Here is a 25,492-nt window from a genome sequence, read left to right as displayed (position 1 = left end):
TAGCCGAACAAATTCGGGATGTCCTCTTAGGCTTACCCGCCCGTTCAGCAGTTAATATTCCTGGATTGTCACCCAATGTGATTGAAAAACTCAGACCATACATGGAGTTGGCAGAAACTCTGGGTAACCTAGTTGCTCAACTGGCGGGGGGACGCATTGAATTACTTGATGTCCGATTACAGGGAGAGTTAGCTACCAACGAAAGCCAGCCCTTAGTGGTTGCTGCCCTCAAAGGCTTACTTTCCCAGGCACTGCGAGAGCGGGTAAACTATGTCAATGCATCCATTGAAGCAAAAGAGCGGGGCATTCGGGTAATTGAAACCAGGGATGCTTCGATGCGAGACTATTCTGGGTCCCTAGATCTATCAGCTACCGGTTCCATGGGGAAACATTCTGTAACGGGTGCTTTGTTAAATGATGGGGAAATCTACATTACCAGTATCGACGAATTCCCGATTAATGTTCCTCCCACTCACTATATGCTGTTTACCCTACACCGGGATATGCCGGGAATTATTGGTAAAATTGGCTCTCTACTGGGTAGTTTTAATGTCAATATTGCCAGTATGCAGGTGGGCCGCAAAATTGTGCGGGGTGACGCAGTTATGGTGCTTAGTCTAGATGACCCCTTACCGGAGGGAGTTTTGACAGAGATTATGAAGGTGCCAGGGATTAGGGATGCTCACACGGTAACTTTATAAGTTCAGTACTGAATACGTTCAGTACTGAGTGCTGAGTGCTGGGTGCTGAATATGGGGAAAAGGTTATAGGTACAAACAATCTTGCTCCTTAAGTGTAGAGCAGGTACCTCCCCCTGCTGACTCCCCACTCTTAAACTCAGCACTCTTGACCTCGGAACTAAGATATGGCAAACAGCTGGTGGGAAATTCAAATTTTGTGCGACTCTGCCTTAGAGGATTTAATCTTCTGGCGATTGGAGAAGTTTGGTTGTCGAGGAATGTCCACCCAGCTTAAGGGACATTCTCAACTAGTGCTGGCTCACTTACCCCAAATACAAGCACAGCTGTTGGATTTGGCAGCCCTTGCCCTTTGGGTAAATCAGGATGCCCTTACTGTAGGGCTGCCAGTACCGATAACTCGGTGGCACCTGATTGATGAGGAAGATTGGGCAAGTAGTTGGAAACAATACTGGGAACCCCAAGAAGTTGGCGATCGCTTTTTGATCTATCCCGCCTGGCTACCCTTACCAGACCCTTCCGAACGGATCTTGTTACGCCTTGATCCCGGAGCAGCATTTGGCACAGGTACCCATCCCACCACTCAGTTATGCATGGAAGCATTAGAGATGCGTCTAGGCTTCAGCAGTGATCACGACAATGTCGTAGCGGATATTGGCTGTGGTTCCGGCATTCTTTCCATTGCCTCGGTGTTGTTAGGGGCTAAAAAGGTCTATGGCGTGGATATTGACCCATTAGCCGTGGGTGCTGCCCGCAACAACCGCTCTCTTAACAACATGTCTGAGCAGGATCTGGTAATAGAACAGGGTAGTCTAGAAACCTTGTCTAAGCTTACTAATGGTGAACCAGTAGATGGAATCCTCTGCAACATTCTCGCAGAGGTGATTATTGATTTAATTCCACTAATGAATGCTATTGTGAAACCCACCAGCTGGGGAGTTATCAGTGGTGTGTTATTAGATCAGGTGAAACCGATTGCTGATACCCTAGAACAAAATAACTGGATTGTCGCCACCCTCTGGAAGCGTCAAGATTGGTGTTGTTTTAATATTCGGCGTTCCTGATTACTGATTAGTCATTCATGCAAGTTGTTGGATAGCCAGTTGGATACGGGTGCCCACTGTTACATCGGTTTCAGTCTTGAACATTTGCGCTAAATGAGTTTTGATAGTCTCAGCCAGATCCGGATAGGTGACCACTACAGCAGTAGCTAGACCTTGCAATCCTACTACGGAAGAATAACGAACTACCCATTCTGTATCTTGGCAGGTTAGCAGTAGTGTTTTAAAAGCTTGCTCTTGGGCAGCAGGAATTTTATCTTTAGGCATATCCTCCCAGTCCAGGTTGCCCAGACCTTTTGTCGCAGCTCGACGGACGCTCATAGCAAAGTCACTTTCAGCTGCTTCGATTAAGGTATCTAAGGCTCTAGGATCCCCAATTGCTGCTAGTGCGCGGATTGCCCAAGCTCTACCTCCGTAGTTATAGTCATCAATTAGGTTTAGCAATTGCGCTACTGCTGTTTTACCTAATCCCACTAGCCCACCGGCAGCTACTCCTGCTGCACCTGGGTTATTGTAGCTAAGAACTGCAATTAAAGTGGGAATCCCAGCCTCTAAACGGGCATTAGCTAGGGCTTTCACTGCTTTTACTAAGCTATAGGCAGAATCTGCCTCTTTCACAGCTCGAATTAATTCTTGGCCTTGAGTTGTGTTGGTCATGAAGGAGTCTAAGGTTGTTCGCTTAGCGTGGCCTTTTGGCCAAGGTTGTTTGCCCTAGGCGTTCCCTAGTGGTAGATTTAAAGCAAAAGGTAAAACCATCAAAACCCACCAGTGGCAGAGTAATGGTTAGATAAATGGTTAGATAAAATTGTTAGATAAATGATTAGATAAAATTATTTGAAACTTGATCCTTGATTCTTGAAACTTGATCCTTCATCCTTCATCCTTCATGCTTTAAACTTCACACTTCATAGAAGACCATCCATCAAGTTTATAATTTTAATTGCAGTCTCCGATAGGTAGCAACCATCAGTAGGATTGTTTTCTAAGTGATGCTCTAAAATTCCTTTGAGGGCGAGTAGCTTCAGATTATTTTCTGCCGAGGTCTGAGCGATCGCATCTGCTGCTGGTAAATAACCAATTGCCCCGAGATCGGAAAGAGCTGCCCGCCTCAGTAGCACTTGATCAGCTTTCAAAGCTTTGATTAAACGTTCAGCATAAGTAGGGTTTTGAGTTAGCTGGTACATCGCCCGTGCGGCGGCATACTGTTCCAACTCGTTGGGATGTTCTAGGAATACTTCAATTAGGTCAATGGCTTCGGTGGCACCAAGCTCCCCCAAGGCTTCGATGACAGCATTGTAGGGTTGGGCGAGGTGGGGACTTCCGAGTATAGGCTGGGCTGCTTCTAAACCTCCGTCTAGCAGTTTGATCAGCTTGGGAATACAGGCACGATCCCCTAACATCCCTAAAGATCGTACCGCTGCTTCCCTAACATAAAAATCGGAGCAGTCTAAACAATTAATCAGCGCAGGTACAGCTCGATGGTCTCCTAGTTTGCCCAATGCCCTGGCGGCATTTCGGCGCAGAGGATATCCTCCTAATTCTGTCTGGTTCTCCTGATCCTCTAGCGCAGCAATTAGGGCATCAATTGCCACTGGTTCCCGCACTCGGAACTTTCCTAGCCACCATGCTGCATAATAGCGAAGCCCCTGGTCGTTACCTTGTAGATTTGCGATGGCTTGCTCTACAGTTAAAGACTCAGAGTTATCAGTCTCAACATAATTCTCAAGACTAGGCTGCAACATGTTAACTTGCTAATTTAAACTTGTTAATTTAAACTTGTTAATTTTCATTTTACGCACGCTCCTGTCTCCTGTCTCCTCAAAAAACCTACCAATTTCTTACTTTATTCTTCATCATTGATCTGATTACTTGGTAGATATAGGGTACCTAAATCAATGGTGAGCATTTTTGATGCCATATTCCCTACTCCCTGCTCCCTGCTCCCTACTCCCTGCTCCCTGCTCCCTTTGCTATAGACAAACTGTATAGACAAAACAATGCCCGGAAAGGTCAGCAGACGCTAGTTCTTGCTAACACCTGCTGACCTTTCCAGGCCAAAAGAGCAATTAGCTCAGGGCGTTAATAGCGTAGTCAATGTAGTTATTTGCCTCATTAGCAGGCTGACCACTTAAACCATGGTTAGCCTTGATGTACTTGAGGGCTTCGATGTACCAGCTTGGAGAGAGCTCGAAGGTACGGTTGATTTCATCTAAACCAGCAATCAAGTACTCATCCATCGGTCCAGTACCACCAGCAACTAGGCAGTAAGTTACCATACGCAGATAGTAACCGATATCACGGGAGCATTTTGCTTTACCTGTATTGTCAGATGAGTAGTTTGATCCAGGCATGCTAGTGGTGTAAGGGAATTTGTTATACACCGCTTGGGCTGCACCGTCAGTCAAGGTTGAGGCTTTAGCAGTCAAGGCTTTTGCCGCTTCTAAGCAAGCTGTAGCCCGCTGGAATCGACCGAAGGCAGTCTGGATTTCTGTATTACTTAAAAAACGACCTTGAGCGTCAGCAGCAGCGACGGCTTCTGTAAGCGGGGTTTTCATTGTCTAGGTATCTCCCTAATATTTTGTCAAGTTTTCAAAAACGTTTGAAGTTGTGATTGTTAGACAGCAAGTGATATGCCGATACTTTTTAGGCAACCGCACCAGCTGCCTTATCGAAGTAGCTGCCAATTTCAGCCATCAGAGAGCTGCAATCACCAGGGGTGATGCCATTGGAGTCGTTAGCGATCGCAATCGCAGCGTCCTTCATCTTTTCTACACCCACTGCCACTGAAGCACCAGGAGTTCCCAGAGCTAGGTAGGTTTCCCGCAGACCATTCAGGCAGCGGTCTTCCAGCACACTAGCATCACCAGCAAAAATGGCGTAAGTTACATAGCGCAGGATAATTTCCATATCGCGTAAGCAAGCAGCCATCCGACGGCTGGTGTAGGCATTACCACCAGGATTGATCAACTGGGGTTGCTCAGCAAACAGGGAGCGAGCCGCGTTAGCCACAATGGTGGAAGAGTTGCTGGTAATGCGATTAACTGCATCCATCCGCTTGTTGCTGTCCTTCACCATAGCGCTAAGAGCACTTAGTTGGTCAGCACTAATGTATTGACCCTGGGCATCAGCCTGCGAAACAAGCTTAGTAAACGCATCAAACATTGACGGAATCTCCTAGGTTAGTTGGTTTTGTTTCAAAACGGGCTTCAGTTAAACAGACTCAGACTGAATCAAACTGAATCAAGCAGTTTGAAACGGGAAAGGCATAGAACATGCTCCAGCCACAGCTAATACTCCTATCTCTCTTTTTTGGTCTTTGTCCTAGTCTTTGTCCCATGAGTTTGGTAACAAAACGGATCGTTAAGAAAAATTACAAAACTTCACGTTTTGGTGAGAGACCTAGGAATGCTGTGTGTCAACCGGTTGGTTGGCTTTCGCCTGTCACTATTTACCCTTCAGGTAACTTTTATACAATGATGTCGAGCCTTTATTCGTTACATCTTGTTAAGAGTTTAAGATTTTTTGATGTCTGATTGCAATGGCAGATCAGAACTGGCTTGCCATTGCTACCCTGTGGATTTGCTCCACATTGGTGCTGGAAGCCTCTTGGTTGCTGACCTTCTGGTCAAGACACAGGTCAGCTGTTCACTCCTGCTAATTGCTCTAACTGTTAGCAGGTTAGTAACATTTCTTATCAAACCTACACTCAAAGCTACAGGCTGATAATACCCCAGGCGGCTAAGGCGATCGCCATTGTTCCCCCAAGTAAGACTACAGCCCCTGCCTTAGTGAGTACTCCTGCTACAAAGCGCACTGAGGCAGGAGGATAATAGGTTTTGAAACCAATTGGTTGGTATTTGAAGTAACCTAGCTGTTGCAGTTGGGTGCGATAGTCTTCCCCATAACGAGGCATCCGGGCAAAGGGTAGATCCCCTTGAGTACGCTGGGCTATGATCCGTCGCCGCTGATAAGGCACGGTGTGATCACCAAAGTTTTCCAGATACTCGTCGCTACCGAGCAGAGTATCAATAAAGTTTTGTAACCCATTAGTAGCCAGCACTATTGACCAAGCTAACTTCTCCCGCTCGCTGTAGACATCACGCCCCAAGATGCGTTGTACACACATCTGGACAAAACGGTAGTTGTTGTTGGTCTGATAATTGCGCTGCCAAAAAGGTTCAGATGTTGCTAGACCACGAATGAAATCGCGCACGGTGATTTGACCAAATCTCAGCTGTGATTCTAAAAAAGTTTGGCGGTTGCTTTTGAGAATCTGTTGTTCATGAAAAATCTGACCATAGGCTGCCCTAATCAATTCATCCATTTCCGATGGAGAGAGAAGATTAGCTGTAGTGTATAGTTTAGGCTGCTCATCTCCGGACACCTCATATCCAGCGACCCGCTGATTTTGGGTTGAGGGCGGATACTCTAGCAAAGGAATTGTCATTAATCACCTCTATGATCGTAAACCTAAGTCATCTTAGCATTCAGCCGTCAGCCGTCAGCCGTCAGCCGTCAGCCGTCAGTGGTCAGTCGTTGGCCAATGGCCACTCAAGTAGCGTGCGCTATGGGCATAAGCTGTTCATTTGACATCTCCCCCGGCTGAAGCACGGGGGATTCTACAAGGTTGTTACGAGGCGGGTTGAAACCGCGCCTCTATCGGCTTTCGCCGACGCTTCGCGAACACTTCTTGTGCGGTACGATCTATTCAGTGACTTGAAAATTTCATACCGGTGTGGGAGTGTCAAGCTCCCTCTACCCACCTTAGCTAGGTCTATATTTAGCTGTGTGGCTACTTTCCTGGCAATGTTGGCCGCACCATTGCAGTCGGCATTTACCAGGTATCCCTCAGAAGTTTTATACAAACCACGCCTTACCCGACATCCTGACGGAAACCACCCGTTGGGTTTTTCACCATATTTTGGTAATGGATCGTCGTCAAGGAAAGACGCTTTGCTGGTGTACGATTCCTCGGTAATTGTTAGTTTAATGCCGTACTCAGGGCAAAGTTGTTTCAGCCGTTCGATTAGTCTCTTGGTCGGGATGACTACGAAATTCTGATTGCCACGTTTGCCCATATTAGAACGGCTTTTCTGTCCTTCGTTCCAGCCGATAATTAGGTTTCCAATGCGATCATTTAAGCACCGATTGATAATGAATCTAGCAGCTTTGTTGATCGCATCCCGTATCTGGTTGTTTCGTTTCCGCTGCACTCGATCTAGCTTGGAATCCCAGTAAAACTCTGGTTTCCCCTGTTTGTACTTGGCGACTAACCGGCAGTACCCCTGATTCATTGACTTGAGTTTTCGACCGTCAATTATCAGGCTCTTGCCAAGGGTTGAAAGCCCAGTCAGCCAGTTCGTCCCGCCGTGATCAAAACTCCACGCTTGGGAATAGTCGAGGTTGGGGTTATCAGAGATTGGTTGCTTCTCGTCATCAATTACCCAGTCGATCCAAAGTTGCCCAAGGTACGGACGAACAGTTATCTGTTTTACCCAGTCCGGATCTATAAAGTCCGGCGGCTCCAGGGTAATCTCGGTGATCAACTCAGGTTTTGTTTCCTTGCTGATCGAAGGGTAGAACAACCCTGACTTATAACCAAGAGCTTGTCTAGGGAAAGTTACAGCTGCCAATCCGCCTTTCTTTCTGTATCTTGGCAGTTTTGGTCTATCGACTTTTCCCTTGTAATAATGGCCGACTAACTGATTGTAGCTATTGATTGATTCGGCTACAGTCTTGAGAGTTTGTTGTGCCGACTGAGCTGCCATCGCCTTATAGTGAGGATTCTCTTTTAGATTCTTGCAGAGTTCGGCATATTTGACACTGCATTTATAGGTTTTCCACCCATATCTAAGATCATCCTCTCGCCAGTAAGTCGTAAAAGCTTCTTCTTGCTGTTCTAACCAGGTGTAATGTTTTTGTTTGGAGTAATAGATAGCACAATTTACCAGACTATTCGCTTGTTGGCACTGAAATACCCAAAAAGCTTGCTCTTCCTCTGTCAAGTTGGCTTTTACTGGAATCGTCTTGTACATTTGATTGCCTCCTACTATAATCGGAACATTCGTGCGCGCAAATAGTATTCCAAAAATGAAAGACGAACGATTGATGATCCGAATTAATAAATTTGAAAAAATGCAATTAAAGCAAGAAGCAGAACGGCGTGGGATGACTCCATCTGAGTTGGTCAGAAGTCTAATAGCCAAATTTCCTGAACCTAAGCAGAGGGACACGGCGGGTTAAAACCCGTCGCGTCCGTTTCATCCCCTCCTTAAAAGAGAGGGGCTCTCACGTTCCCGGATGTTTTGGTAGCGTGCGCTATGGGCATAAACTCATAGCTAAAAGCTGATAGCTGATAGCTGATAGCTGATAGCTGAATGGTTACTCAGTTATAATCACAGATTTAGGGGATCAGCTTCATACAATCATAACTTTTTTTACGTTTCTTAATCAAAAAACATAATTTGTTATCTTAGGGAAATATAAAGTATGAAGTATCAAGTATTAAGTATGAAGTATTACGTAAGCTGTCGCCCATTTAAATAACCTTGTCTTGATCCAAAGCGCCAGTGGGGAGGGGCTGCATCAAGACAAGGATTTGAGATATTTTAAAAAAATTTGTTTCTGGCTACTGTTGGCCTTTGGCGCGATCGCTGCTATGGAGGAGGCTAAACTCTTGCCCCTTCAATTAAAAGCTCTAAAATTGTAGGAGTATCGAGTCAGGAGCATCGAGTCATAATAAATGGAATCAAGATAAATTATTTCCCAGTTACTTGGCAATTAATCAGAGTTTTATCAACAATAAAATTCTGTATTATTCCCATCAATTCTGTAGTCTTGTCCTGACTTCTGACTCCTGACTTCTGACTCCTGACTCCTGAAAAAACTAACCACTTTCTTACATCGAACTGAGGTTAATTTTTAACATCCTACGCTTAAGCCTTTGCCAGCTTCCGCTCTAGATCAAACAAGAAACCGTGGATGTACTCCTCAGTCCATTCACTGCCATAAAATCTCTGAAACATACCACGAGCTGGGTCTTTCTCAGCACGATAACCCAGATAACGCAGTTGAGCTTCCTTGATGGCTTTGAGATGCTCGGAATCAGTAATTAGTTCTGCCTGATCCACAAAATCTAAGTAAGCTGTCAGATAGTCCTTGAAGGCAGCAAACACCCGATTTTCCACTACTTCGGTTTCCTTAGGGCGTGTCCACAGGAAAGCTGGGGAAAAGAACGGTGTTGCTTCCTCAGGAAAGTCTCCTCCCCAAGGCAAATGCTGTTGATGAGCCTTGAAAATCGGTAGGATAGGTTCCGTGTAACGAGCTTGATAGGCTGGGTCATCTCGGAACAGGGGCTGCATATCCAAGGCAATCAGATGTCCACCAGGTAAGGTCACTAAGTCAGCCCCGAAGAAGGGGAGGTCATAGTTGAGGTGGGGGAAGATTACAAAATTGAGTACCTGTAATGCTGCTCCCCCCTGGACATGAGCAGCTCGAATTTGTCTGATTTTGGGTGCAGCAAAGCCATAACTGGTGGTCAGGACATCTTGCTGCTTTTTCCCTTTCCCCACTGTTGCGAATTTGCTTTCAAACCCAGGGGGAATGGGATAAGGCTGTAGATCAAGGCGCTCTTTTAGATATGCGATCGCGTAGTCTAGAAACGGCTGATAGAGAGTCATGTTTGGCTTTGACTAACGGCTAAAGGCATGGCATTTTCAAATAAGAACTCATATAAGAACTGCTCTGCCCACTCGGGACCAAAGTAGCTGCTGAACAGACCATGGGCTGGGTCTCTGTCGGCACTATACTGGTCGTAGTCTTTCTGTGCCTTAACAATGCGCTCAATATCTTCTGGCTCAGTTAGAGGCTCAGCTTGCTCCACCATTTGCCAATATAACGCCAAGTAGTCTTTGTAAGCCTCAAAGACTTCTGTTTTCACTGTCTCTAGGGAATCGATTTTGGCAAACAGTAGATACTTAGAGAAGTACTGGTTGGCATCATAAAACTTCATTTCTAAGTTTTGTGCCAAGTCCTGATAGCGATCGCGAATGACTCGCATCGGTTCAATATATTTTTCCTGATACGCTTCATCCCTGAACAATGGCTGAAAGTCTAGAACCACCAGGATCTTCTTTTTGCCAAAGGCTAAGAAGTCAATCCCTAGCAAAGGGAGATCGTAACAGTGACTGGGATATATCACACTGTTAAACACTTGAGAGACTGGTCCAACATCCATGTAGGTATAGCGAATCTTTCGCAATTCCGGGCATTGGTAACACCAGCTTTGAATAATTGCCCGATGTTTAGCGCGATCGCTTACCTGGCGTTCTAAGCCTGGGGGAATTGGTTGACTGCTTAAATCAAACCGCTTGAATAGCTCTTTTTCCAGATAGTCCAGGAAAGGCTGATACATTTATATTGCTCGTATACATAGTAAAACCCTTACTGAGCATAGAGTATCGCGATACTTCCTGTCTCATTTCTCCCAGACAAAGAAATAATCGTTAACATTTGGCTGATCTAACCTTTGTCTGAGCTAACCTTTGCCTGACTAAGGCACCCAAATCTACCTAAGGGGAAGCGTAAGCATTCAGCTAATCCACTACGCGCACCCTACTTGAGGTGCTATCAGCTAATCCGCTACGCGCACGCTACTTGAGGTGCTAATCCGCTAGGGGAAGAGTTTTTGAATAAGCGATGCAGCGCCGCCAAAGGGGTTTTCCACGGGGCTTTCAGCGATGCAGCGCGGACGCAGGTTCCGCAGGCAGCCCCTCCCCATGAGCGACTGCATCAAGACAACAGGTAAGCATTGGTTTAATCTCAGTGAAGTCACAGGCTGGAAGCTTATGCCACAAAGCTGACCGCTGACCGCTGACCACTGACCGCTGATCACTGGCCGCTGTTCGCGCAGCGTGCGCGTAGCGCATATGCTTATGGGGAAGCTTTCCTTGCCACCCTGTCAAAGCATTAGCAAGGAAAGCGCTGCCAGTCAATAGGGATTAGGTAAAGACTAATCCCTATTGTGTTATATGGCAAGGTACTTCATCAAAACTTTGCACACTTACTAGTTAAATGTACTGAAAACCCCAGTTTTTTCTGTAAGTAGTAAGTAAATAGTAATCAATTACTGAATAGATTATTTTAACAAAACTCGCGGAATTCCCCACCCTCTTCCAGGGTGTTGAAGTTACCGTAAGTAGAGGGTCGCCTTTATGGTTGGTCAGCTATGAGGAAAAGGGTTAAAACTGTAAGATTCGCGGCTCCACTCTACTAAGGCGCGCGTCTCTAGGATTGATAGCGAGACGATAGCCTAGTTTGAAAGACCCAAGAATTGACATGTTAATACGAAACACATATAATATTAACAAAGGTCGAGAAGCAGGTAAGCGTAGTGAAACACAAAGCCGTCAAAGTCAGAATCTATCCCACTCAAGAACAGGTTCAAATCCTTGCTCAACATTTTGGGTGTGCTCGTTGGTGGTGGAATTATGCGCTAAATCACTGTATAGAAACCTACAAGGAAACTGGCAAAGGTCTGAAACAATCTGCGCTCAACTCCATGCTTCCAAGACTTAAAAAAGAAAAAGAGACTGAATGGCTAAAAGAGTGTTACTCTCAAGTTTTGCAGTCTGTAAGCCTCAATCTTAGTCGCGCTTACCAGAACTTTTTTGAAGGTAGAGCAAAATATCCTAGATTCAAGTCATACCATCAGCGTCAATCAATTCAGTATCCGCAAAAAGTCAAGCAGGTAGGTGATTGTCTTAAATTCCCTGGGAAATTAGGGATTGTAAAAGCAGTAATTCATCGACCACTAGACGGAGAGATTAAGACTGTGACAGTCAGTAGGACTCCTTCTGGCAAATATCATGCTTCTGTGTTGATGGAATACGAGTCTGTTCGCGGAGCGGCTCTGAAAGAGCAAGGTACAAAACCGTCTGCGGATGGAAAAGTGATTGGTATTGATTTAGGTATCAAGGATTTTGCAATCACCTACGATGGCGAAAAGACCTCTAAGTTCAGCAACCCTAAGCACTTAGCGAAATACGAAAAGAAACTAGCCAAGAAACAGCGTATTGCTGCCCGGAAGGAAAAAGGTAGTAATAGGCGTGCAAAAGCCAAAAAGATTGTAGCTAAGGTATACGAACGGATTGGAAATGTCCGCCAAGACTACTTACACAAGCTGTCTAGAAAGATAGTCGATGACAACCAAGTAGTAGTAGTCGAAAACTTAAACGTCAAGGGCATGGTTCGTAACCATAAACTAGCTAAAGCAATATCTGATCTAGGTTGGGGAACCTTTGTAAATTTTATCTCCTACAAATGCGAAAAAGAAGGTAAAATGTTGGTTGAAATAAACCGGTGGTTTCCTAGTTCTAAGACTTGCTCTAATTGTCATTATCAAATCAAGGAGTTGCCGCTTGATGTAAGGACTTGGACTTGTCCGAGTTGCGGAACTCATCACGACAGAGATGGTAATGCAGCAAAAAATATCAGAGCAGAAGGAATCAGAATGCTATCCTCCTCTGGGACGGGGGAGGTCAACGCCAGTGGAGAAGAAGTAAGACCAAGACGTGGGCGTCCGTCCAAGTTAAGGCGTTCTTCCGTGAAGCTGGAAGCCCCGACCTCTACGTTCGCGTAGCGTGGCCATAGGCCAATTAGGTCGGGGTAGTTCACTTAATTACCTTTGAGCCGTAATTCGCTAATTTTCCCATTTTTTTTAAAGGGAAAATTAAAGTCTTAAGTGCCATTCTATCCGCCACATGGATGGTGGTGGTTTCTACAGCGCGAGTTTTTAGATTAACTTTGGATGATGACTTTAACCCCATTAACTAATATAGCATCAGTATCGATAACTAACCGAGAACTCCAAACTAAACCAGAACTCCAGTTACTCCTCTACTGTGTCCGAACCAGCATCGACGAAGCGACTGCTAAGTCTATCAAAGGTTTACTGCTTGAGCAAGACATCGACTGGACTTATCTGCTCAAAACAGCTCGCCGTCAGAAAGTCTTACCGCTGCTGTACCATAGTCTCAAAAATACCTGCCCAGACCTGGTTCCCCAGAACATCCTCAAACAACTTCGAGATTATTTCCAGCACTTAGTCGTACACAACACATTTCTCATTCAGAAACTACTCAACCTCCTGACTCTTCTGGAGAAACACGGAATTTCTGCTATCCCCTTCAAAGGGCCTACCCTTGCTGTTTCCGTTTACGGCAATCTGGGGCTGCGGCAGTTCGGTGACTTAGACATCCTGGTTGATCACCACGACATCCCGAGAGTTAAAGAATTACTCTTGTCTCAAGGGTATCAATTGCAAAAAGACCTGGGCTGGGAGTATCACTTTGTGGATAAAAAGAGTCGAGTTTGTATTGACCTTCACGAGGGGATAGTACCCGATTTATTCTGTTTGCCATTAGATTTTGAGTATTTGCGATCGCATCTTCAGCCTCTATCTGTTGCTGGTAAGACAGTCTCTACTATCTCGCCAGAACAGATGCTGTTAATTCTCTGTGTGCAATTGGGCAAAGACTGTTGTCACTGGAGTGTACGTCTGGCTCAGTTATGCGACGTTGCTCAACTACTCCGTACTCATCCCCAGTTAGATTGGCGCAGAGTACTGGCAGAGGCTCAAAAGCTCGGTTGTGAACGCATGCTCTTGCTTGACCTTTGCCTAGTCAGGGATTTGCTGGGAGTCACGTTGCCACAGATAGTCTTAAATAAATTGCAAGCCCAACCAGTCTCCCAATCCCTCGCTATCCAAGTACGATCACAGCTTTTCCGTGACCTTGAACAGCCACCTAAGCTCTCAGAAGCAAAAGGGTTTTGGGTCTTTTTCTTGTCTTACAATCATCGCTTCTACTTCAGCATGAGAGAGCGTCTGCATGACAGAGTAATGTACTGTCTCCATTGGCTAAAAAACAGTTTGTTTGTTACCGTCATGCCCAACGAAGCGGATTGGGCGTTACTCTCCCTGCCTAGAGTGCTGGCTTTCCTGTATTATCCAATCCATATAATACGGTTGTTAATTAAGCATGGCATACAACCAATTTTCAGAACTCATCACGAGCCGCACTCCTTGTGATACCGAGTTGCATTCAAAGATAGTAGATTGGTTGGATAGGGAGATGGGGAGATGGGGAGATGGGGAGATTGGGGGAAGAGAAAGTTGTACGTTTGAGCGCAACTTGGTATGAAATCTTTATCTGTCATTTTTATATAGCATTTCTCAGACTTATTAGGTAAATTCAATGTCTTGATGCAGTCGATCATGGGGGAACCCCCACAGGTAGGCGCTGCTTTGCTACTCCCTACTCCCTACTCCCTACTCCCTACTCCCTACTCCCTACTCCCTAAATCTGATCACCAAACCGATGCTCTAGAGAGAACTATCTAAAGCAGCAGCTACCACCCGATGCTCTTCATCCTTCATCAGTTCTCCCAATGCCGCTTTAGCATCGGGGGAATCAAATCGTTTGAGGGCACGGGCAACATGCATCCGAATACGCCACCATTGTGCATCTTTCAGAGCCAGAATTTGGTGCAATGCCTCAGTTTGCTTAATAGTACCAGCCAGTAAACCTAAGGCATCAATTCCTGCTTCTCGGACAGTTGGGTCTTCCCCTGCTAAGCCGCAAATACAAATAGTATAGAGTTCTTCTGGACAAGACATTTCCACCAAAGCAGCAAGAATGCTACGGCGCACCAGCCAGTGATCATCCTGTTGAAAGGTCGTGACCAGATGAGATATTGACACGTCTCCATACTTAGACAAGGAATTGGAAGCTTCTGCCCTTACATTGGGATCTGTATCAAATTGCATCAAATTTAACAACGCAGCATAGGACTCGTCAGTCCGTTTATTCCCAAGTCCCATGGCCACAAAGGAGCGCACTAAAAACTCTGGGTCCTTGAGTTTACTTGTTAGTAGGGGAACAGCTACATCTGAACCATACTCTCTCAAAGCAGTAAGTGCCCTGAGGCGATCCTGGGCATTTGGACTTTTGAGAGAGATTTCGATTTGGCGGATGTCCATAGCACTACAGAGCCAGCTTTTTTTACATTTCTTAATACCTTTAATCAAAGATTATCATAATTTAGTATAATTCTCATCAAGTGAACTAGCCTTAGCTACTAGGAGAAGCTAAGGCTAGTTCAGTTTATAGTTTTTGTTTTTGTTAACCGTTGCGTTGATGACATGCTAAGGTCAAGCCTAAGCATTCAGCCGTCAGCCGTCAGCCGTCAGCCGTCAGCCGTGAGCTAAAAGCTCACGCTACGCGAACAGACGTCAGCTAAAGGCTCACGCTACTTGAGGTGCTTTTTGGCACAGGTTTCGACGCTGGGACTTCACTCAGATTAAACCAATGCTTAGTTGTTTTATTCATAGGACTTACGCAAATCCCTCAATTTAACGCTACCTGTAGGGTGGGCAAAACCTTGCCCACCCTACCCATGGAGTCTGTCCGTAAGTCCTGATTCAAAAGCTGATAGCTGATAGCTGATAGCTGATAGCTGATAGCTGATAGCTGATAGCTAAATAATTATGGTCAACCTTGGCCTTTCGGCCACGCTATGCGAACAATCTGAAACCGTCAACCTTAAACAAAAATCAACCATGACGACTCAATTAAGCGACTATCTCAAAGAGCTAATTACCAAAGCCAGAATTGTCAGCTTTACCAACTGGCAAGACTCCTATCCCCCAGAGATTATCCAGCATTTCCAGGCAGCTGATGATCATGGTCGCTATCTTAGCGATGATGACTTGCACCATATTAAAGCCTGTTCACCAGATAAGGAGCCCTTAATCAATACAGCCAAATTTTTGCGGGATAACGCTTCTGATATTGTTTCCGAAGCCCGGGAAACCGTATTGGCTCAATATCCTGATATTACTAAACCAGGGGGTAGTCTTTATCCTGCCCCACGAGCAGAAGCCTGTTGGCGAGATTTTTGGCATTTCCTCCGTTGTATTACCTATGGAATTGCTGGGAGTAGCACCGAGTTTACTAGTGCTGAAGGACTGCACTATATGAACTTGTTGTACAAAGAAATGCAAGTTCCAATCCCCGCAATGGTATCAGGATTAGAACAGATAAAGGCAGCTAGTTTAAAGAGATTATCTGAACCAGAGACAATAGCAGATTATTTCGATCATTTAATTAATAAATTGAAACAATTTAGCTAAACCAATACCTCATAATTAAAACTATAAAAAATAGAATAGATATTAACAATTTAAAAATAGTTATTTTAAAATATTTTAATTAACAAAATCATGTCCATATCCAAATTTAACGAGATAGGGGGAGTTTGAGGGGGCGAAATTCCCCACCTTGTAAGAAGGTGGGGAATTTCGCCCCCTCAAAAACTTTTGCCGTTCGCACCTCAAGTAGCGTGGCCATAGGCCAAGGGTCGGCTTGGCCGAATCCCTTGACGATTTATCACGAATTGTATATACTGATATGTAGGTCGATAGCAAATGCAGAAAGAATGAGACATCAAGCCGTAAAAATCCGAATTTACCCCACACAAGAGCAAGTTCATATACTTGCTCAGCACTTTGGTTGTGCTCGTTGGTGGTGGAATTATGCGCTAAATCAGTGCATAGAAACCTACAAGAAAACTGGGAAAGGATTGTCTCGTTCTGCACTCAATGCTATGTTGCCAAAACTCAAAAAAGAAGAGAAAACCGTATGGCTAAAAGATTGTTACTCTCAGATTTTGCAATCGGTCAGTCTCAATCTTAGCCGTGCATATCAAAATTTTTTTGAAGGTAGAGCTAAATATCCTAAATTCAAATCATATCATCACCGTCAATCAATCCAATATCCACAGTACGTAAAACAGGTATGTAACTGCCTCAAATTTCCCGGAAAGTTGGGAGTTGTTAAAGCAGTAATCCACCGACCACTAGACGGGGAAATCAAAACTGTCACAGTCAGTAAGACTCCTTCTGGTAAATACTACGCCTCTGTACTGATGGAATACGATTCGAACGACACAAAGCCATCTACTAATGGTAAAGTGATTGGCATTGATTTAGGTATTAAAGATTTTGCGATCACCTACGATGGCGAAAAAACTTCTAAATTTGGGAATCCCAAGCATTTAGCAAAGTCCGAAAATAAACTGGCGAAAAAGCAGCGTATTGCTGCCCGAAAGAAAAAAGGTAGCAATGGACGCAAAAAGGCAAAAAAAATTGTAGCTAAGGTATACGAACGGATTGGAAATGTTCGCCAAGACTACCTACATAAGCTATCTAGAAAGATAGTGGATCAAAACCAAGTAGTGGTAGTCGAAAACCTGAATGTCAAGGGCATGGTTCGTAACCATAAACTAGCTAAAGCAATTTCTGATCTAGGTTGGGGAATCTTTGTAAACTTCCTCTCTTATAAGTGCGAAAAGGAGGGGAAGGTGTTAGTTGAGATAAACCGTTGGTTTCCCAGCTCTAAGACCTGTTCTAATTGTCATTATCAAATCAAAGAGTTACCGCTTGATGTAAGAGTTTGGACTTGTCCAAGTTGTGGAACTCACCACGATAGAGATGGTAATGCGGCAAAAAATATTAGGGCAGAAGGGATCAGAATGCTATCCTCCTCTGGGACGGGGGAGGTCAACGCCAGTGGAGAAGAAGTAAGACCAAGACGTGGACGTCCGTCCAAGTTGAGGTGCGAACCGTGGCGAATTTAATTCGCCTACGGAAAGCGCACCTTCGGCATTCTTCCGTGAAGCTGGAAGCCCCGACCTCAACGTTCGCGTAGCGTGGCCATAGGCCAAGTAGGTCGGGGTAGTTCACATACTTCTTTGATTGCTGCGTAGGAAGCTGGGTGGCACAACGTACCTATCACGATCTGACTCACCAGCAGGTAGAGCGCTCCCGTACAGAATTCACCATTGAACCCCTGTCTTCTCCCCTCAAAACTAAGGTGTTGATAGATAATCAGCAACCTGACTTACCTAATATCAATGACCTGTGTGGTTATCATCTTGGTTTCGAAACAGTTTCTGAAAAAGGTGAACGGGTGTCCCAACAACTGAATATGCTTTTTGTCCCTCAGGTCGAAGAATCAATGATTATAGAGGGAGATTATTTACGCGATCGCGCCTACGAAGAAGCTAAACCTAAAGTCGCTCATTTTAGCTTCGATACCAATAAACTAGAACTTTTGATGACCACCTACTATACCCGTGTGGTATCTGTTGATTCTATTAGCCTGATCAATCCCAACTTAAGAATCCGCAAAATTATTAATTACCAGCGTCCTCCAGAAAGCGAACCTCTAGACAAGGTGGTGCTAGTAGGATTTGGCGTGGAACAAAAAGTTTGATAATTAGCGTAGCATTTCTCAATTGGGTAAGGTACTTTCGTTCTGGGTTAATGGGAGTCGGGAGTCTTTAATAGGGAATAGGGAATAGGGAATAGGGAATAGGGAATAGGGAATAGGGAATAGGGAATAGGAAACCAATCCTGTGTACCTCATTACTATGATAAATGCTATAAATCCTGTTGATGGTTAACTGTAAACAGTTGACTGTTATGTTTTCGTTGATACTAGTTCTGGTTTCCACACATAACTGTCATAAAAGTTTACAATTACTAATGTTGAAGGATTGGAGCCACGGTGTATAACTGAAGGTGTAAATCCGGGTAAAGGCTCTAATTTACTAGGTTTGCGTAACGTACAACACCATTGAGCTGAGGATTCAGCTGCTATACGCAAACAAAATTGTTAACTTTTTTAAATCAAACTACACATAGCAAATGGAGCTTACTGAGTTTATAGAACGTTCTATTGGACGTTGGCGATCGCAACGCAGCGGTCATCACTTAGCGTTTAGTCACTTTGAGGAAATACGCTCAACTATTGATATCGTTGCCCTTGAGGCTGATGACTCAGCTGTGATTGACATTTGCAAACTATACGATATTGATCCCACAACTGCCTTGCATCCCTTTCGCATGAGTTGGGAAGGTGAATCAGATTGGGATGAAGAGGACATCCAGTCTGGGAGTTGCGTTCTAGTCCCTATCCCCGATCCTGAAAACCCCGATCGGGGAAAACTGCTCAGAGAGCAAGGCTATGCCGAGACCATTGCAGCAGTGGGCAACTATCACCTGACTGAAGATGGTACCTTCACTTTGCTAACGGAGTATGACCGAGCAGCTGCTGAAGAACGGATTTGGTTTGCCACACCGAATTTACGTTTTCGGGTTTCCTTGATTAAAACCAGTTCTGGTCAAGGGGTGACTACAGCCTCGTTTTCTTCAGAAATCCGCGACTTATCCCAATCGGGGTGAAAGTTAGCAGCTTGAACAGTTAAGGTCATAATTTAGATTTTTTTTAATCTTGTTTAACTCTAAGTTTTCAATAGATTAATACACTAATGTTGTCTAGTACTACCGATAAAACTACCAGTAATTTACTGACTCTAGCTAGTTGGATGGCTGGAGATTTTAGTAACCAAAAACAAGCGATTGATAATCCTCAGCTTTACGCTCACATTCATGTTTTCTTTCGCCCCTTGCCCTTTGATTTCTTTTCGGGTATTGGTTTCTACTCTGAGCAAGCCTATGACTATGATCTTTGGAGTCCCTACCGTCAGGGAGTCCATCGCCTGATTGATAAAGGTGATCATAGTTATATAGAAAATTACAGCCTTAAGGATCCAGTTCTTTATGCCGGTGCGGCACGAGAACTAGATATTCTCAAAACCATCACCCCTGATGCTATAGAACGTCGCTACAACTGTTCAATGATTTTCTGGCGAGAAGGTGACATGTTTCGTGGCAGTGTAGAACCCGGTTGCCAGTGTTTCATCCAACGTAATGGGCGTAAAACTTATCTGGTCAGTGATGTGGAATTGACTGAAACAACTTGGAACAGCCTAGATCAGGGTATGGATGTCAATACTCATGAGCACGTATGGGGCTCAGCAGCTGGTCATTTACGATTTGATAAACGGCAAAGTTTTGCTGACGAATTACCGGATTTGTAGCGCGGATTTGTAGCCCATATTTATCAGCAACAAGGGATTGGCTTTTAATACAAATACCAACAAATACTAAGTAAATTAGGGTAAGTAAAAAAATCCTCTAATCTAGACTACTCAAAATAACCAAACTTTTTGTTACCACCCGACAAACTTAAAAGTGGTATTTTATTGCTACTCTCTAAATAATTATTAAAGGGATTATTAGTTATTAGCCTAAAGCCTATAGGGTTTCTAAATGAATTGTGACAATTTTTGTTGTCTCTTCCCTACTCCCTACTCCCTACTCCCTATTCCCTTTGTTATAAAACCATTAACCGATAATCTTAATTACCAATAATAGAGTTGAGGATGATTTGTGTACAGCTAATGCTACCGCCAAAAGCTCAAAAAAAGATGCAGTGCTGGATTAGGAGCAGACATTTGATCTGCTCCGGTCACTTTTTTATCTTTGAGACGGTAGAATATACAACGGTTGAACGATTCTCGGAATGTGTCGAGAGTCTCGGAGGAAGTGTAATATCCGTTAAACCCATTAAAAAAATTTGGATTGGCTCCCATCGCCAAGTTATTTTGTATCAAGCTAAAGCGAGTTTACATACACCTCATCATGACCTCAAACAATACTGGATAAAATACGGGAGTTTCCGCACCAGATTTGATGAACGTTCGTGAACCCCCCCCACTGAACCAGTCTATAGCTAAGCATTCAGCCGTCAGTGGTCAGTAGTCAGTAGTCAGTGGTCAGTGGTCAGTGGTCAGCCTTTGGCACCTCAAGTAGGGTGCGCGTAGCGCATAAATAGCTGATCGCTGATCGCTGTTCGCTGATCGCTGTTCGCTGTTCGCTGATCGCTGTTCGCGTAGCGTGCGCGTAGCGCATAAGCTTATATAGCAGTCGCCAGGGCAGGCGCGGACATGACAAAAGTCTCAAACCTAAGTAAGCGCAAGAGTTTGACTTCTGACTTCTGACTTCTGACTTCTGACTTCTGCTATAGCTTAATGCTTACCAATTAGTTGACGTATTTTAGTCTTGGGTTAATTGGAGTAGGCAGTAATGGAGGATAATATATCACAGTTAGGTACATCCAATTATTAAGTTTTGTATATAGCTGCCGAGTCGGTTAACCGACTCCAGTGTGATCGACTGGTGACCTTGTGACGAATATTACAGATTATTACTTTGTTGTTAATAAATGAGACTGCGGTCCCCATAATCCGCTAATCATAATAATCAGCTGGTCAAATTTGATAAATGACAAGCAAGATAGCAAACTAGTTAAGTACCTTTAATTTTAAGGAGATCTCAATGCTTGACGCTTTTTCCAGAGCTGTAGTTACAGCAGATAGCAAAACCGCATGTCTAGGTGCTGGAGACCTGGCTGAACTAAAAGGCTTTATTGCTGATGGTAATAAGCGCCTTGATATTGTCAACATTATCGCCAGCGACGCCAGCTGCATAGTTTCCGATGCTGTTTCTGGCATGATCTGCGAAAACACTGGTTTGATTCAAGCTGGTGGTAACTGCTACCCCAACCGCCGCATGGCTGCTTGCTTGCGTGATGGTGAAATCATCCTCCGCTATGTGACCTATGCCATCTTGGCTGGTGATGCTTCTGTACTCAGCGACCGCTGCCTGAATGGTCTCAAGGAAACCTACAGCGCTCTGGGTGTACCCACTACCTCCACAGCTCGTGCTGTTGGAATCATGAAAGCGGCTGCAGTTGCTTTCGTTAACAACACCGCTAGCCAGCGCAAGTTTGAACTCACTTCCGGGGATTGTTCCTCCTTAGCTGCTGAAACTGCTGGTTACTTCGACGCAGTAGTTGCTGCTATCAGCTAGTCTTTCCCTTTTGCCTAAGATAACCAAGCTCCTGCCAAAGCGAGCTGGGAAAGCGAAAAGCTAAGTATAATCTTTGTCAAAACCCATTCAGGAGATATATAAAGATGAAATCAGTTATAACCACAGTTGTTACTGCTGCGGATGCGGCAGGCCGTTTCCCTAGCAGCTCTGACCTTGAGTCTGTTCAAGGTAGCCTGCAACGGGCTGCTGCTCGTATGGAAGCTGCTGAAAAGCTAGCAGCTGGCATTGATGCTGTAACCAAAGAAGCTGGTGATGCTTGCTTTAAGAAGTATCCTTACCTGAAAGAATCTGGTGAAGCTGGGGATTCTCAAGTCAAAGTTGACAAGTGCTACCGGGATCTCGGTCACTACCTACGCTTGATCAACTACTGCTTGGTTGTTGGCGGTACTGGTCCTCTAGATGAGTGGGGTATTGCTGGTCAGCGTGAAGTTTACCGTTCTTTGAACCTACCTACCCCTCCCTATATCGCAGCTCTTGAGTTCACTCGCGATCGCGGTTGTGCTCCTCGTGACATGTCTCCTCAAGCTTTGGTTGAGTACAAAACTTACCTCGACTATGTAATCAACTCCCTGTCCTAAGGAGATCACGGTTAAAATCCGTCGCTGATTGACTAACATTTCGATCAGCACCTGGGGACTCTTAGTACGTTGCTTTGCCTGAATTGGTTGAGTACCGTCAAAGAGTCCCCTAATTGTTTTGGGAAGTTAGGGGGGAAAACCAACTAAACTACTTAGTAAAACCTATTGTTAATTGCTAAATAACTACTAAATCACTACTAAATCACTGATGGATAAACGTTTTGCCAATATATTTAATTTGACCGAAGATCAAGCGATCGCACTTTTAAAGACCCCCTTAGAGCAGCTGGAAGACCCATCTGATCGCTATCTGGCTGCATCCCATTTAATTAACTTTGACACCGAGCGCTCAATCAATGCCTTGATGGAAACCGTGCAAGAGCAAAACTCAGAAATGTACCATCGTATCGCTCGACGCAAGGCAGTAGAAAGTTTAGGTCGTCTGAAAGCCTCTGTAGCCCTACCCATCATTCGCTCATGTCTAGGGGATGAGGATTGTTACACGGTGGAAAATGCTGTCTGGGCAATTGGGGAAATTGGTACTCAAGATCCGGAAATTCTCGAAGAAATTGCCCAGCTACTGGAGAAGCCAGGTCAGACTTATCGGGTGATTATCCAAACTCTGGCAGCACTGGACTATAAACCAGCCCTTGAGAAGATTAAGACCTTTACTAAATCCGATAATGAACCCATAGCCAGTGCTGCGATCGCAACGGTTTGTCGGTTCACAGGGGATACCACCGAAATGCACAAAGTGATGGCATTCCTACAACACTCTAGTGTCAATGCCCGACGAGCCTGTATTCAAGACCTGATTGATGCCCGATACTACCAAGGAATTCCGAAAATTGCCACCTGTCCCATTTCCATGGTCTTTCGAATACGAGGAATTCGCCTCTTGGCAGAGGCTGGGTTGCCAGCCGGTAATATCACCTTTGAGGAGATCGAACCATCACTCGATCAAGTGATTCGTGATCATCCTGATCACCTAGAGCTGGTTCATGAATATGACCAAATGCCCAGTTTAGAATTCTTGATTAACGAGCTATACCATACAGATTTTGGGCGGTGTTATCTAGGCAGTAAAACTCTGCTGAAGTTATCCCCAGATGCTGTCGCTGAAGCCCTACTGGCTACCTATGCTGACAAAGCCCATAACGATTATGGTGCTCACTACCATGTGGTCAAACTCTTAGGCTGGCTCAAATACGCTGATGCCTACGATTTGATAGTGGAAGCCTTACACAATAAAGCACCCCAGTTTCAAAAATCCCGTGCTGCTGCTGCTATTGCCTTGGGGAATTTAGGGGATAAACGGGCAATTCCCTTACTCAAAGACAGCCTCAATACCAAGATTTTTAACTTGAAATATGCCAGTTTAATCGCATTAGAGCAGTTAGGGGATACCAGTGGTCAAGAGCTGGCAGCTAATGATTCAGATTGGTTGATTCGGGAGAAAGCAGTTACTAAAGCAGTTACTAGTCATTAATCATTAGGATTAGTCATTAGTCACCTTGGAAGAGCGTCTTTAGTGTGCTAAGGACTAATCATGCTGTGGTAATTGGTAATTGGGATCGCCTATCACACGCTTTGCAGCCAGGATAATATAGAGAATTATCACCGCCATAGTCTAGGCCAGATCATGACTGAGACAGTACCTAGAGTCAAATTACCTCCGCCTTTCCCTGACCACACCCAGCTACCGGAGTCAGATGGTACATTTGTGAAAAACTTTCAAGAGCATCCCCAAAGCATAATTCTAACGGATTCGATTGGAGAGATATTACAACAGCGACATCCTGATGGACAATATGCTATTGGGCAAGACTGTGGTATCTACTGGCGAGAAACTGACCCACCTGAGAAAGGAGCCGAAGCACCTGATTGGTTCTATGTTCCCAATGTCCCTCCTCAGCTAGATGGTAAAATTCGTCGCTCCTATGTGGTGTGGCGGGAACATATAGCACCATTAATTGCTTTAGAATTTGCCAGTGGCAATGGGGATGAAGAACGGGACAAAACCCCGTTATCCCTCTCGAATCAAGGAGAAGTAACTAAGCCAGGGAAGTTTTGGGTATATGAGCAAATTATCAGAATTCCCTACTATGGTATTTATCAAATAAACAACGGCTCTCTTGAAGTCTATACCTTGGTCAGTGGGTTTTATCAGAAATTAACCCCTAATCAACGAGGGCATTATTCTATTTCACCGTTGGGTGTAGAACTAGGCTTATGGCAAGGAAGTTATCAGAATCAAACTCAACTATGGCTAAGGTGGTGGGATGAGGAAGGAAATCTGTTGCTGATTGGTGATGAACGAGCTGTTCTAGAAAGGGAAAGAGCTGAACAAGAGCGACAACGTGCTGAAGAAGCAGAGTCTATAGTTGAGCAGGAGCGCCAAAGAACTCAAGCCGCTTTAGCTAGAGCGGCTCGGCTGGCTGAGCAGTTAAGAGCAGCAGGTATTGACCCTGATCTTGACGATACGGTTTAGCACTTAAGCAAACAGTTAAAAGTTTATTGATACAAAAGTATACAATTAGACCGATAGAAGGAAATTTTTGTAATGTTTTGTTGCTTTGTTTCTCATAAATGGGACTAGAGTGTCAAATAGCTTTTATCGTCTAAATTGGTTAGTCAATTGATGAACGACAAGACCAATAATTTTAAGTCCTTGTTATTGATAAGGAGATTTTAATGCTAGACGCTTTTTCAAAAGCCGTAGTTGCTGCCGATTCCGCAGGTGGATTTGTTGGTGGTGCTGATTTAGAGGCTCTGAAGGGATTTGTTGCTGATGGCAACAAGCGCCTTGATGCTGTAAATTTTATTGCCAGCAATGCTAGCTGTATCGTTACTGATGCGGTTGCTGGTATCGTTTGCGAAAGCCCTGGTTTAACTGCTCCTGGTGGCGGTGTTTACACCAACCGCAAGATGGCTGCTTGTCTACGTGATGGCGAAATCGTCTTGCGTTATGTTTGCTACGCCGTTCTCAGCGGAGATAGTTCTGTACTGGCTGACCGCTGCTTGAATGGTCTTAAGGAAACCTACGCTGCTTTGGGCGTTCCCACTGGTAATACTGGCCGGGCTGTTGGCATCATGAAGGCTGCTGCTGTGGCTTTTGTTACCAACACTGCATCTCAACGCAAAGAGTCTGTTACTAGTGGTGATTGTTCCTCTTTGGCTGCAGAAGTCGGTAGCTACTTCGATGCAGTCGGCAGTGCTATTAGCTAGTCTCCCTGCTCAGGAGAATTTCAATTACACTGACCTTTTGCCGAAATCAATTTTAAGACAGGAGATATC

At 44.7% G+C, this 25,492-nt stretch carries 30 protein-coding genes and 1 pseudogene; 18 read left to right on the top strand and 13 right to left on the bottom strand.

Annotation, left to right across the window (positions count from 1 at the left end; translation table 11 throughout):
• On the top strand, positions 1 to 701 hold a 701-nt coding region (locus F6K53_RS06505; protein WP_293080166.1), incomplete at its 5' end, for an ACT domain-containing protein.
• 164 nt (positions 702 to 865) lie between these two features.
• Positions 866 to 1,762, top strand: coding sequence for a 50S ribosomal protein L11 methyltransferase (gene prmA / locus F6K53_RS06500; protein WP_293068742.1), 897 nt, complete (start codon positions 866 to 868; stop codon positions 1,760 to 1,762).
• 15 nt (positions 1,763 to 1,777) lie between these two features.
• Here the strand turns inward: prmA and F6K53_RS06495 are convergent, their stop codons facing one another.
• The 6 genes from F6K53_RS06495 to F6K53_RS06470 form a co-directional block, all read right to left on the bottom strand.
• Entirely contained in the window at positions 1,778 to 2,416 is a 639-nt protein-coding gene (locus tag F6K53_RS06495; protein WP_293068745.1) for a HEAT repeat domain-containing protein, read from the bottom strand.
• A 248-nt stretch (positions 2,417 to 2,664) separates the two neighbouring features.
• Positions 2,665 to 3,501: a HEAT repeat domain-containing protein gene (locus tag F6K53_RS06490; RefSeq protein ID WP_293068748.1), complete on the bottom strand. Its 837-nt coding sequence runs from the start codon at positions 3,499 to 3,501 to the stop codon at positions 2,665 to 2,667.
• A 101-nt stretch (positions 3,502 to 3,602) separates the two neighbouring features.
• On the bottom strand, positions 3,603 to 3,752 hold the full coding sequence (locus F6K53_RS06485) for a hypothetical protein (protein ID WP_293080163.1): 150 nt from the start codon (positions 3,750 to 3,752) through the stop codon (positions 3,603 to 3,605).
• 73 nt (positions 3,753 to 3,825) lie between these two features.
• A complete protein-coding gene (gene cpcA / locus F6K53_RS06480; protein ID WP_293068751.1) occupies positions 3,826 to 4,314 on the bottom strand; it encodes a phycocyanin subunit alpha in 489 nt (162 codons plus the stop codon).
• 88 nt (positions 4,315 to 4,402) lie between these two features.
• Positions 4,403 to 4,921 (bottom strand): phycocyanin subunit beta, encoded by a 519-nt coding sequence (locus F6K53_RS06475; RefSeq protein ID WP_293068754.1) that lies wholly within the window; start codon positions 4,919 to 4,921, stop codon positions 4,403 to 4,405.
• 550 nt (positions 4,922 to 5,471) lie between these two features.
• A complete protein-coding gene (locus F6K53_RS06470; protein WP_293025450.1) occupies positions 5,472 to 6,206 on the bottom strand; it encodes a phycobilisome rod-core linker polypeptide in 735 nt (244 codons plus the stop codon).
• Positions 6,207 to 6,217: 11 nt separating this feature from the next.
• Between F6K53_RS06470 and F6K53_RS06465 the strand changes: the two genes are divergently transcribed.
• Positions 6,218 to 6,349, top strand: coding sequence for a hypothetical protein (locus F6K53_RS06465; protein WP_293025448.1), 132 nt, complete (start codon positions 6,218 to 6,220; stop codon positions 6,347 to 6,349).
• A 29-nt stretch (positions 6,350 to 6,378) separates the two neighbouring features.
• Here the strand turns inward: F6K53_RS06465 and F6K53_RS06460 are convergent, their stop codons facing one another.
• Positions 6,379 to 7,794, bottom strand: a complete 1,416-nt coding sequence (locus F6K53_RS06460) for a transposase (protein WP_293025447.1) — start codon at positions 7,792 to 7,794, stop codon at positions 6,379 to 6,381.
• A gap of 55 nt (positions 7,795 to 7,849) precedes the next feature.
• On the opposite strand from F6K53_RS06460, the gene F6K53_RS06455 reads away from it, so the two are divergent.
• Positions 7,850 to 8,002 (top strand): CopG family transcriptional regulator, encoded by a 153-nt coding sequence (locus tag F6K53_RS06455; RefSeq protein WP_293025446.1) that lies wholly within the window; start codon positions 7,850 to 7,852, stop codon positions 8,000 to 8,002.
• A gap of 692 nt (positions 8,003 to 8,694) precedes the next feature.
• Here F6K53_RS06455 and F6K53_RS06450 read toward each other — a convergent pair.
• From F6K53_RS06450 to F6K53_RS06440, 3 genes are all read right to left on the bottom strand, one after another.
• Positions 8,695 to 9,438, bottom strand: coding sequence for a phycoerythrobilin:ferredoxin oxidoreductase (locus F6K53_RS06450; RefSeq protein WP_293025444.1), 744 nt, complete (start codon positions 9,436 to 9,438; stop codon positions 8,695 to 8,697).
• Positions 9,435 to 10,172, bottom strand: coding sequence for a 15,16-dihydrobiliverdin:ferredoxin oxidoreductase (locus tag F6K53_RS06445; protein WP_293025443.1), 738 nt, complete (start codon positions 10,170 to 10,172; stop codon positions 9,435 to 9,437). Before F6K53_RS06445 ends, F6K53_RS06450 begins: the two co-directional genes overlap by 4 nt.
• Before the next feature lie 319 nt (positions 10,173 to 10,491).
• Positions 10,492 to 10,752: a hypothetical protein gene (locus tag F6K53_RS06440; RefSeq protein WP_293025441.1), complete on the bottom strand. Its 261-nt coding sequence runs from the start codon at positions 10,750 to 10,752 to the stop codon at positions 10,492 to 10,494.
• Positions 10,753 to 11,150: 398 nt separating this feature from the next.
• On the opposite strand from F6K53_RS06440, the gene F6K53_RS06435 reads away from it, so the two are divergent.
• From F6K53_RS06435 to F6K53_RS06425, 3 genes are all read left to right on the top strand, one after another.
• Positions 11,151 to 12,398, top strand: coding sequence for an RNA-guided endonuclease TnpB family protein (locus F6K53_RS06435; RefSeq protein WP_293068761.1), 1,248 nt, complete (start codon positions 11,151 to 11,153; stop codon positions 12,396 to 12,398).
• A 168-nt stretch (positions 12,399 to 12,566) separates the two neighbouring features.
• Positions 12,567 to 13,847, top strand: coding sequence for a nucleotidyltransferase family protein (locus F6K53_RS06430; RefSeq protein WP_293080160.1), 1,281 nt, complete (start codon positions 12,567 to 12,569; stop codon positions 13,845 to 13,847).
• 171 nt (positions 13,848 to 14,018) lie between these two features.
• A complete protein-coding gene (locus F6K53_RS06425) occupies positions 14,019 to 14,159 on the top strand; it encodes a hypothetical protein (protein WP_293080157.1) in 141 nt (46 codons plus the stop codon).
• Here the strand turns inward: F6K53_RS06425 and F6K53_RS06420 are convergent.
• On the bottom strand, positions 14,142 to 14,846 hold the full coding sequence (locus tag F6K53_RS06420) for a HEAT repeat domain-containing protein (RefSeq protein ID WP_364302914.1): 705 nt from the start codon (positions 14,844 to 14,846) through the stop codon (positions 14,142 to 14,144). The two genes, F6K53_RS06425 and F6K53_RS06420, sit on opposite strands and share 18 nt — an antisense overlap.
• 459 nt (positions 14,847 to 15,305) lie before the next feature.
• Between F6K53_RS06420 and F6K53_RS06415 the strand changes: the two genes are divergently transcribed.
• The 3 genes and pseudogenes from F6K53_RS06415 to F6K53_RS06405 all read left to right on the top strand — a co-directional run.
• Complete coding sequence (locus F6K53_RS06415; RefSeq protein ID WP_364302916.1) at positions 15,306 to 15,950, top strand: phycobilisome protein; 645 nt, start codon at positions 15,306 to 15,308, stop codon at positions 15,948 to 15,950.
• A 305-nt stretch (positions 15,951 to 16,255) separates the two neighbouring features.
• Positions 16,256 to 17,455, top strand: coding sequence for an RNA-guided endonuclease TnpB family protein (locus tag F6K53_RS06410; protein WP_293068766.1), 1,200 nt, complete (start codon positions 16,256 to 16,258; stop codon positions 17,453 to 17,455).
• A gap of 119 nt (positions 17,456 to 17,574) precedes the next feature.
• Positions 17,575 to 18,093: pseudogene (locus F6K53_RS06405) on the top strand (phycobiliprotein lyase); the annotation flags it as partial.
• A gap of 18 nt (positions 18,094 to 18,111) precedes the next feature.
• On the opposite strand, the gene F6K53_RS06400 reads toward F6K53_RS06405, so the two are convergent.
• Positions 18,112 to 18,246: a hypothetical protein gene (locus F6K53_RS06400; RefSeq protein ID WP_293068769.1), complete on the bottom strand. Its 135-nt coding sequence runs from the start codon at positions 18,244 to 18,246 to the stop codon at positions 18,112 to 18,114.
• 281 nt (positions 18,247 to 18,527) lie between these two features.
• On the opposite strand from F6K53_RS06400, the gene F6K53_RS06395 reads away from it, so the two are divergent.
• The 3 genes from F6K53_RS06395 (at position 18,528) to F6K53_RS06385 (ending at position 20,431) form a co-directional block, all read left to right on the top strand.
• A complete protein-coding gene (locus F6K53_RS06395; RefSeq protein WP_293068771.1) occupies positions 18,528 to 19,064 on the top strand; it encodes a phycobiliprotein lyase in 537 nt (178 codons plus the stop codon).
• An 86-nt stretch (positions 19,065 to 19,150) separates the two neighbouring features.
• Positions 19,151 to 19,762, top strand: a complete 612-nt coding sequence (locus tag F6K53_RS06390; protein ID WP_293068774.1) for a chromophore lyase CpcT/CpeT — start codon at positions 19,151 to 19,153, stop codon at positions 19,760 to 19,762.
• Positions 19,763 to 20,107: 345 nt separating this feature from the next.
• Positions 20,108 to 20,431 carry a hypothetical protein gene (locus F6K53_RS06385; RefSeq protein ID WP_008184573.1) on the top strand — a complete coding sequence of 108 codons (324 nt, stop codon included), beginning with the start codon at positions 20,108 to 20,110 and terminating at the stop codon, positions 20,429 to 20,431.
• Positions 20,432 to 20,507: 76 nt separating this feature from the next.
• On the opposite strand, the gene F6K53_RS06380 is transcribed toward F6K53_RS06385, so the two are convergent.
• Positions 20,508 to 20,636 (bottom strand): hypothetical protein, encoded by a 129-nt coding sequence (locus F6K53_RS06380; protein WP_293068777.1) that lies wholly within the window; start codon positions 20,634 to 20,636, stop codon positions 20,508 to 20,510.
• 426 nt (positions 20,637 to 21,062) lie between these two features.
• On the opposite strand from F6K53_RS06380, the gene F6K53_RS06375 reads away from it, so the two are divergent.
• The 5 genes from F6K53_RS06375 (at position 21,063) to F6K53_RS06355 (ending at position 25,423) form a co-directional block, all read left to right on the top strand.
• Positions 21,063 to 21,596 (top strand): bleomycin hydrolase, encoded by a 534-nt coding sequence (locus F6K53_RS06375; RefSeq protein ID WP_293025422.1) that lies wholly within the window; start codon positions 21,063 to 21,065, stop codon positions 21,594 to 21,596.
• A 104-nt stretch (positions 21,597 to 21,700) separates the two neighbouring features.
• Positions 21,701 to 22,195, top strand: a complete 495-nt coding sequence (gene cpeA / locus F6K53_RS06370; protein ID WP_293025420.1) for a class 1 C-phycoerythrin subunit alpha — start codon at positions 21,701 to 21,703, stop codon at positions 22,193 to 22,195.
• Positions 22,196 to 22,403: 208 nt separating this feature from the next.
• Positions 22,404 to 23,684, top strand: a complete 1,281-nt coding sequence (locus tag F6K53_RS06365) for a HEAT repeat domain-containing protein (protein WP_293068781.1) — start codon at positions 22,404 to 22,406, stop codon at positions 23,682 to 23,684.
• Between the two features lie 153 nt (positions 23,685 to 23,837).
• A complete protein-coding gene (locus F6K53_RS06360) occupies positions 23,838 to 24,686 on the top strand; it encodes a Uma2 family endonuclease (RefSeq protein ID WP_293068784.1) in 849 nt (282 codons plus the stop codon).
• Between the two features lie 203 nt (positions 24,687 to 24,889).
• Positions 24,890 to 25,423 (top strand): phycocyanin subunit beta, encoded by a 534-nt coding sequence (locus F6K53_RS06355; protein WP_293025414.1) that lies wholly within the window; start codon positions 24,890 to 24,892, stop codon positions 25,421 to 25,423.
• The last annotated feature ends 69 nt before the right edge of the window (positions 25,424 to 25,492 follow it).

The sequence above is a fragment of the Moorena sp. SIO4A1 genome, assembly GCF_010672065.1.
Classification (GTDB): domain Bacteria; phylum Cyanobacteriota; class Cyanobacteriia; order Cyanobacteriales; family Coleofasciculaceae; genus Moorena.
Note: the sequence above shows the minus strand (reverse complement) of the source record. Positions and strands in the feature narration are given on the sequence as shown.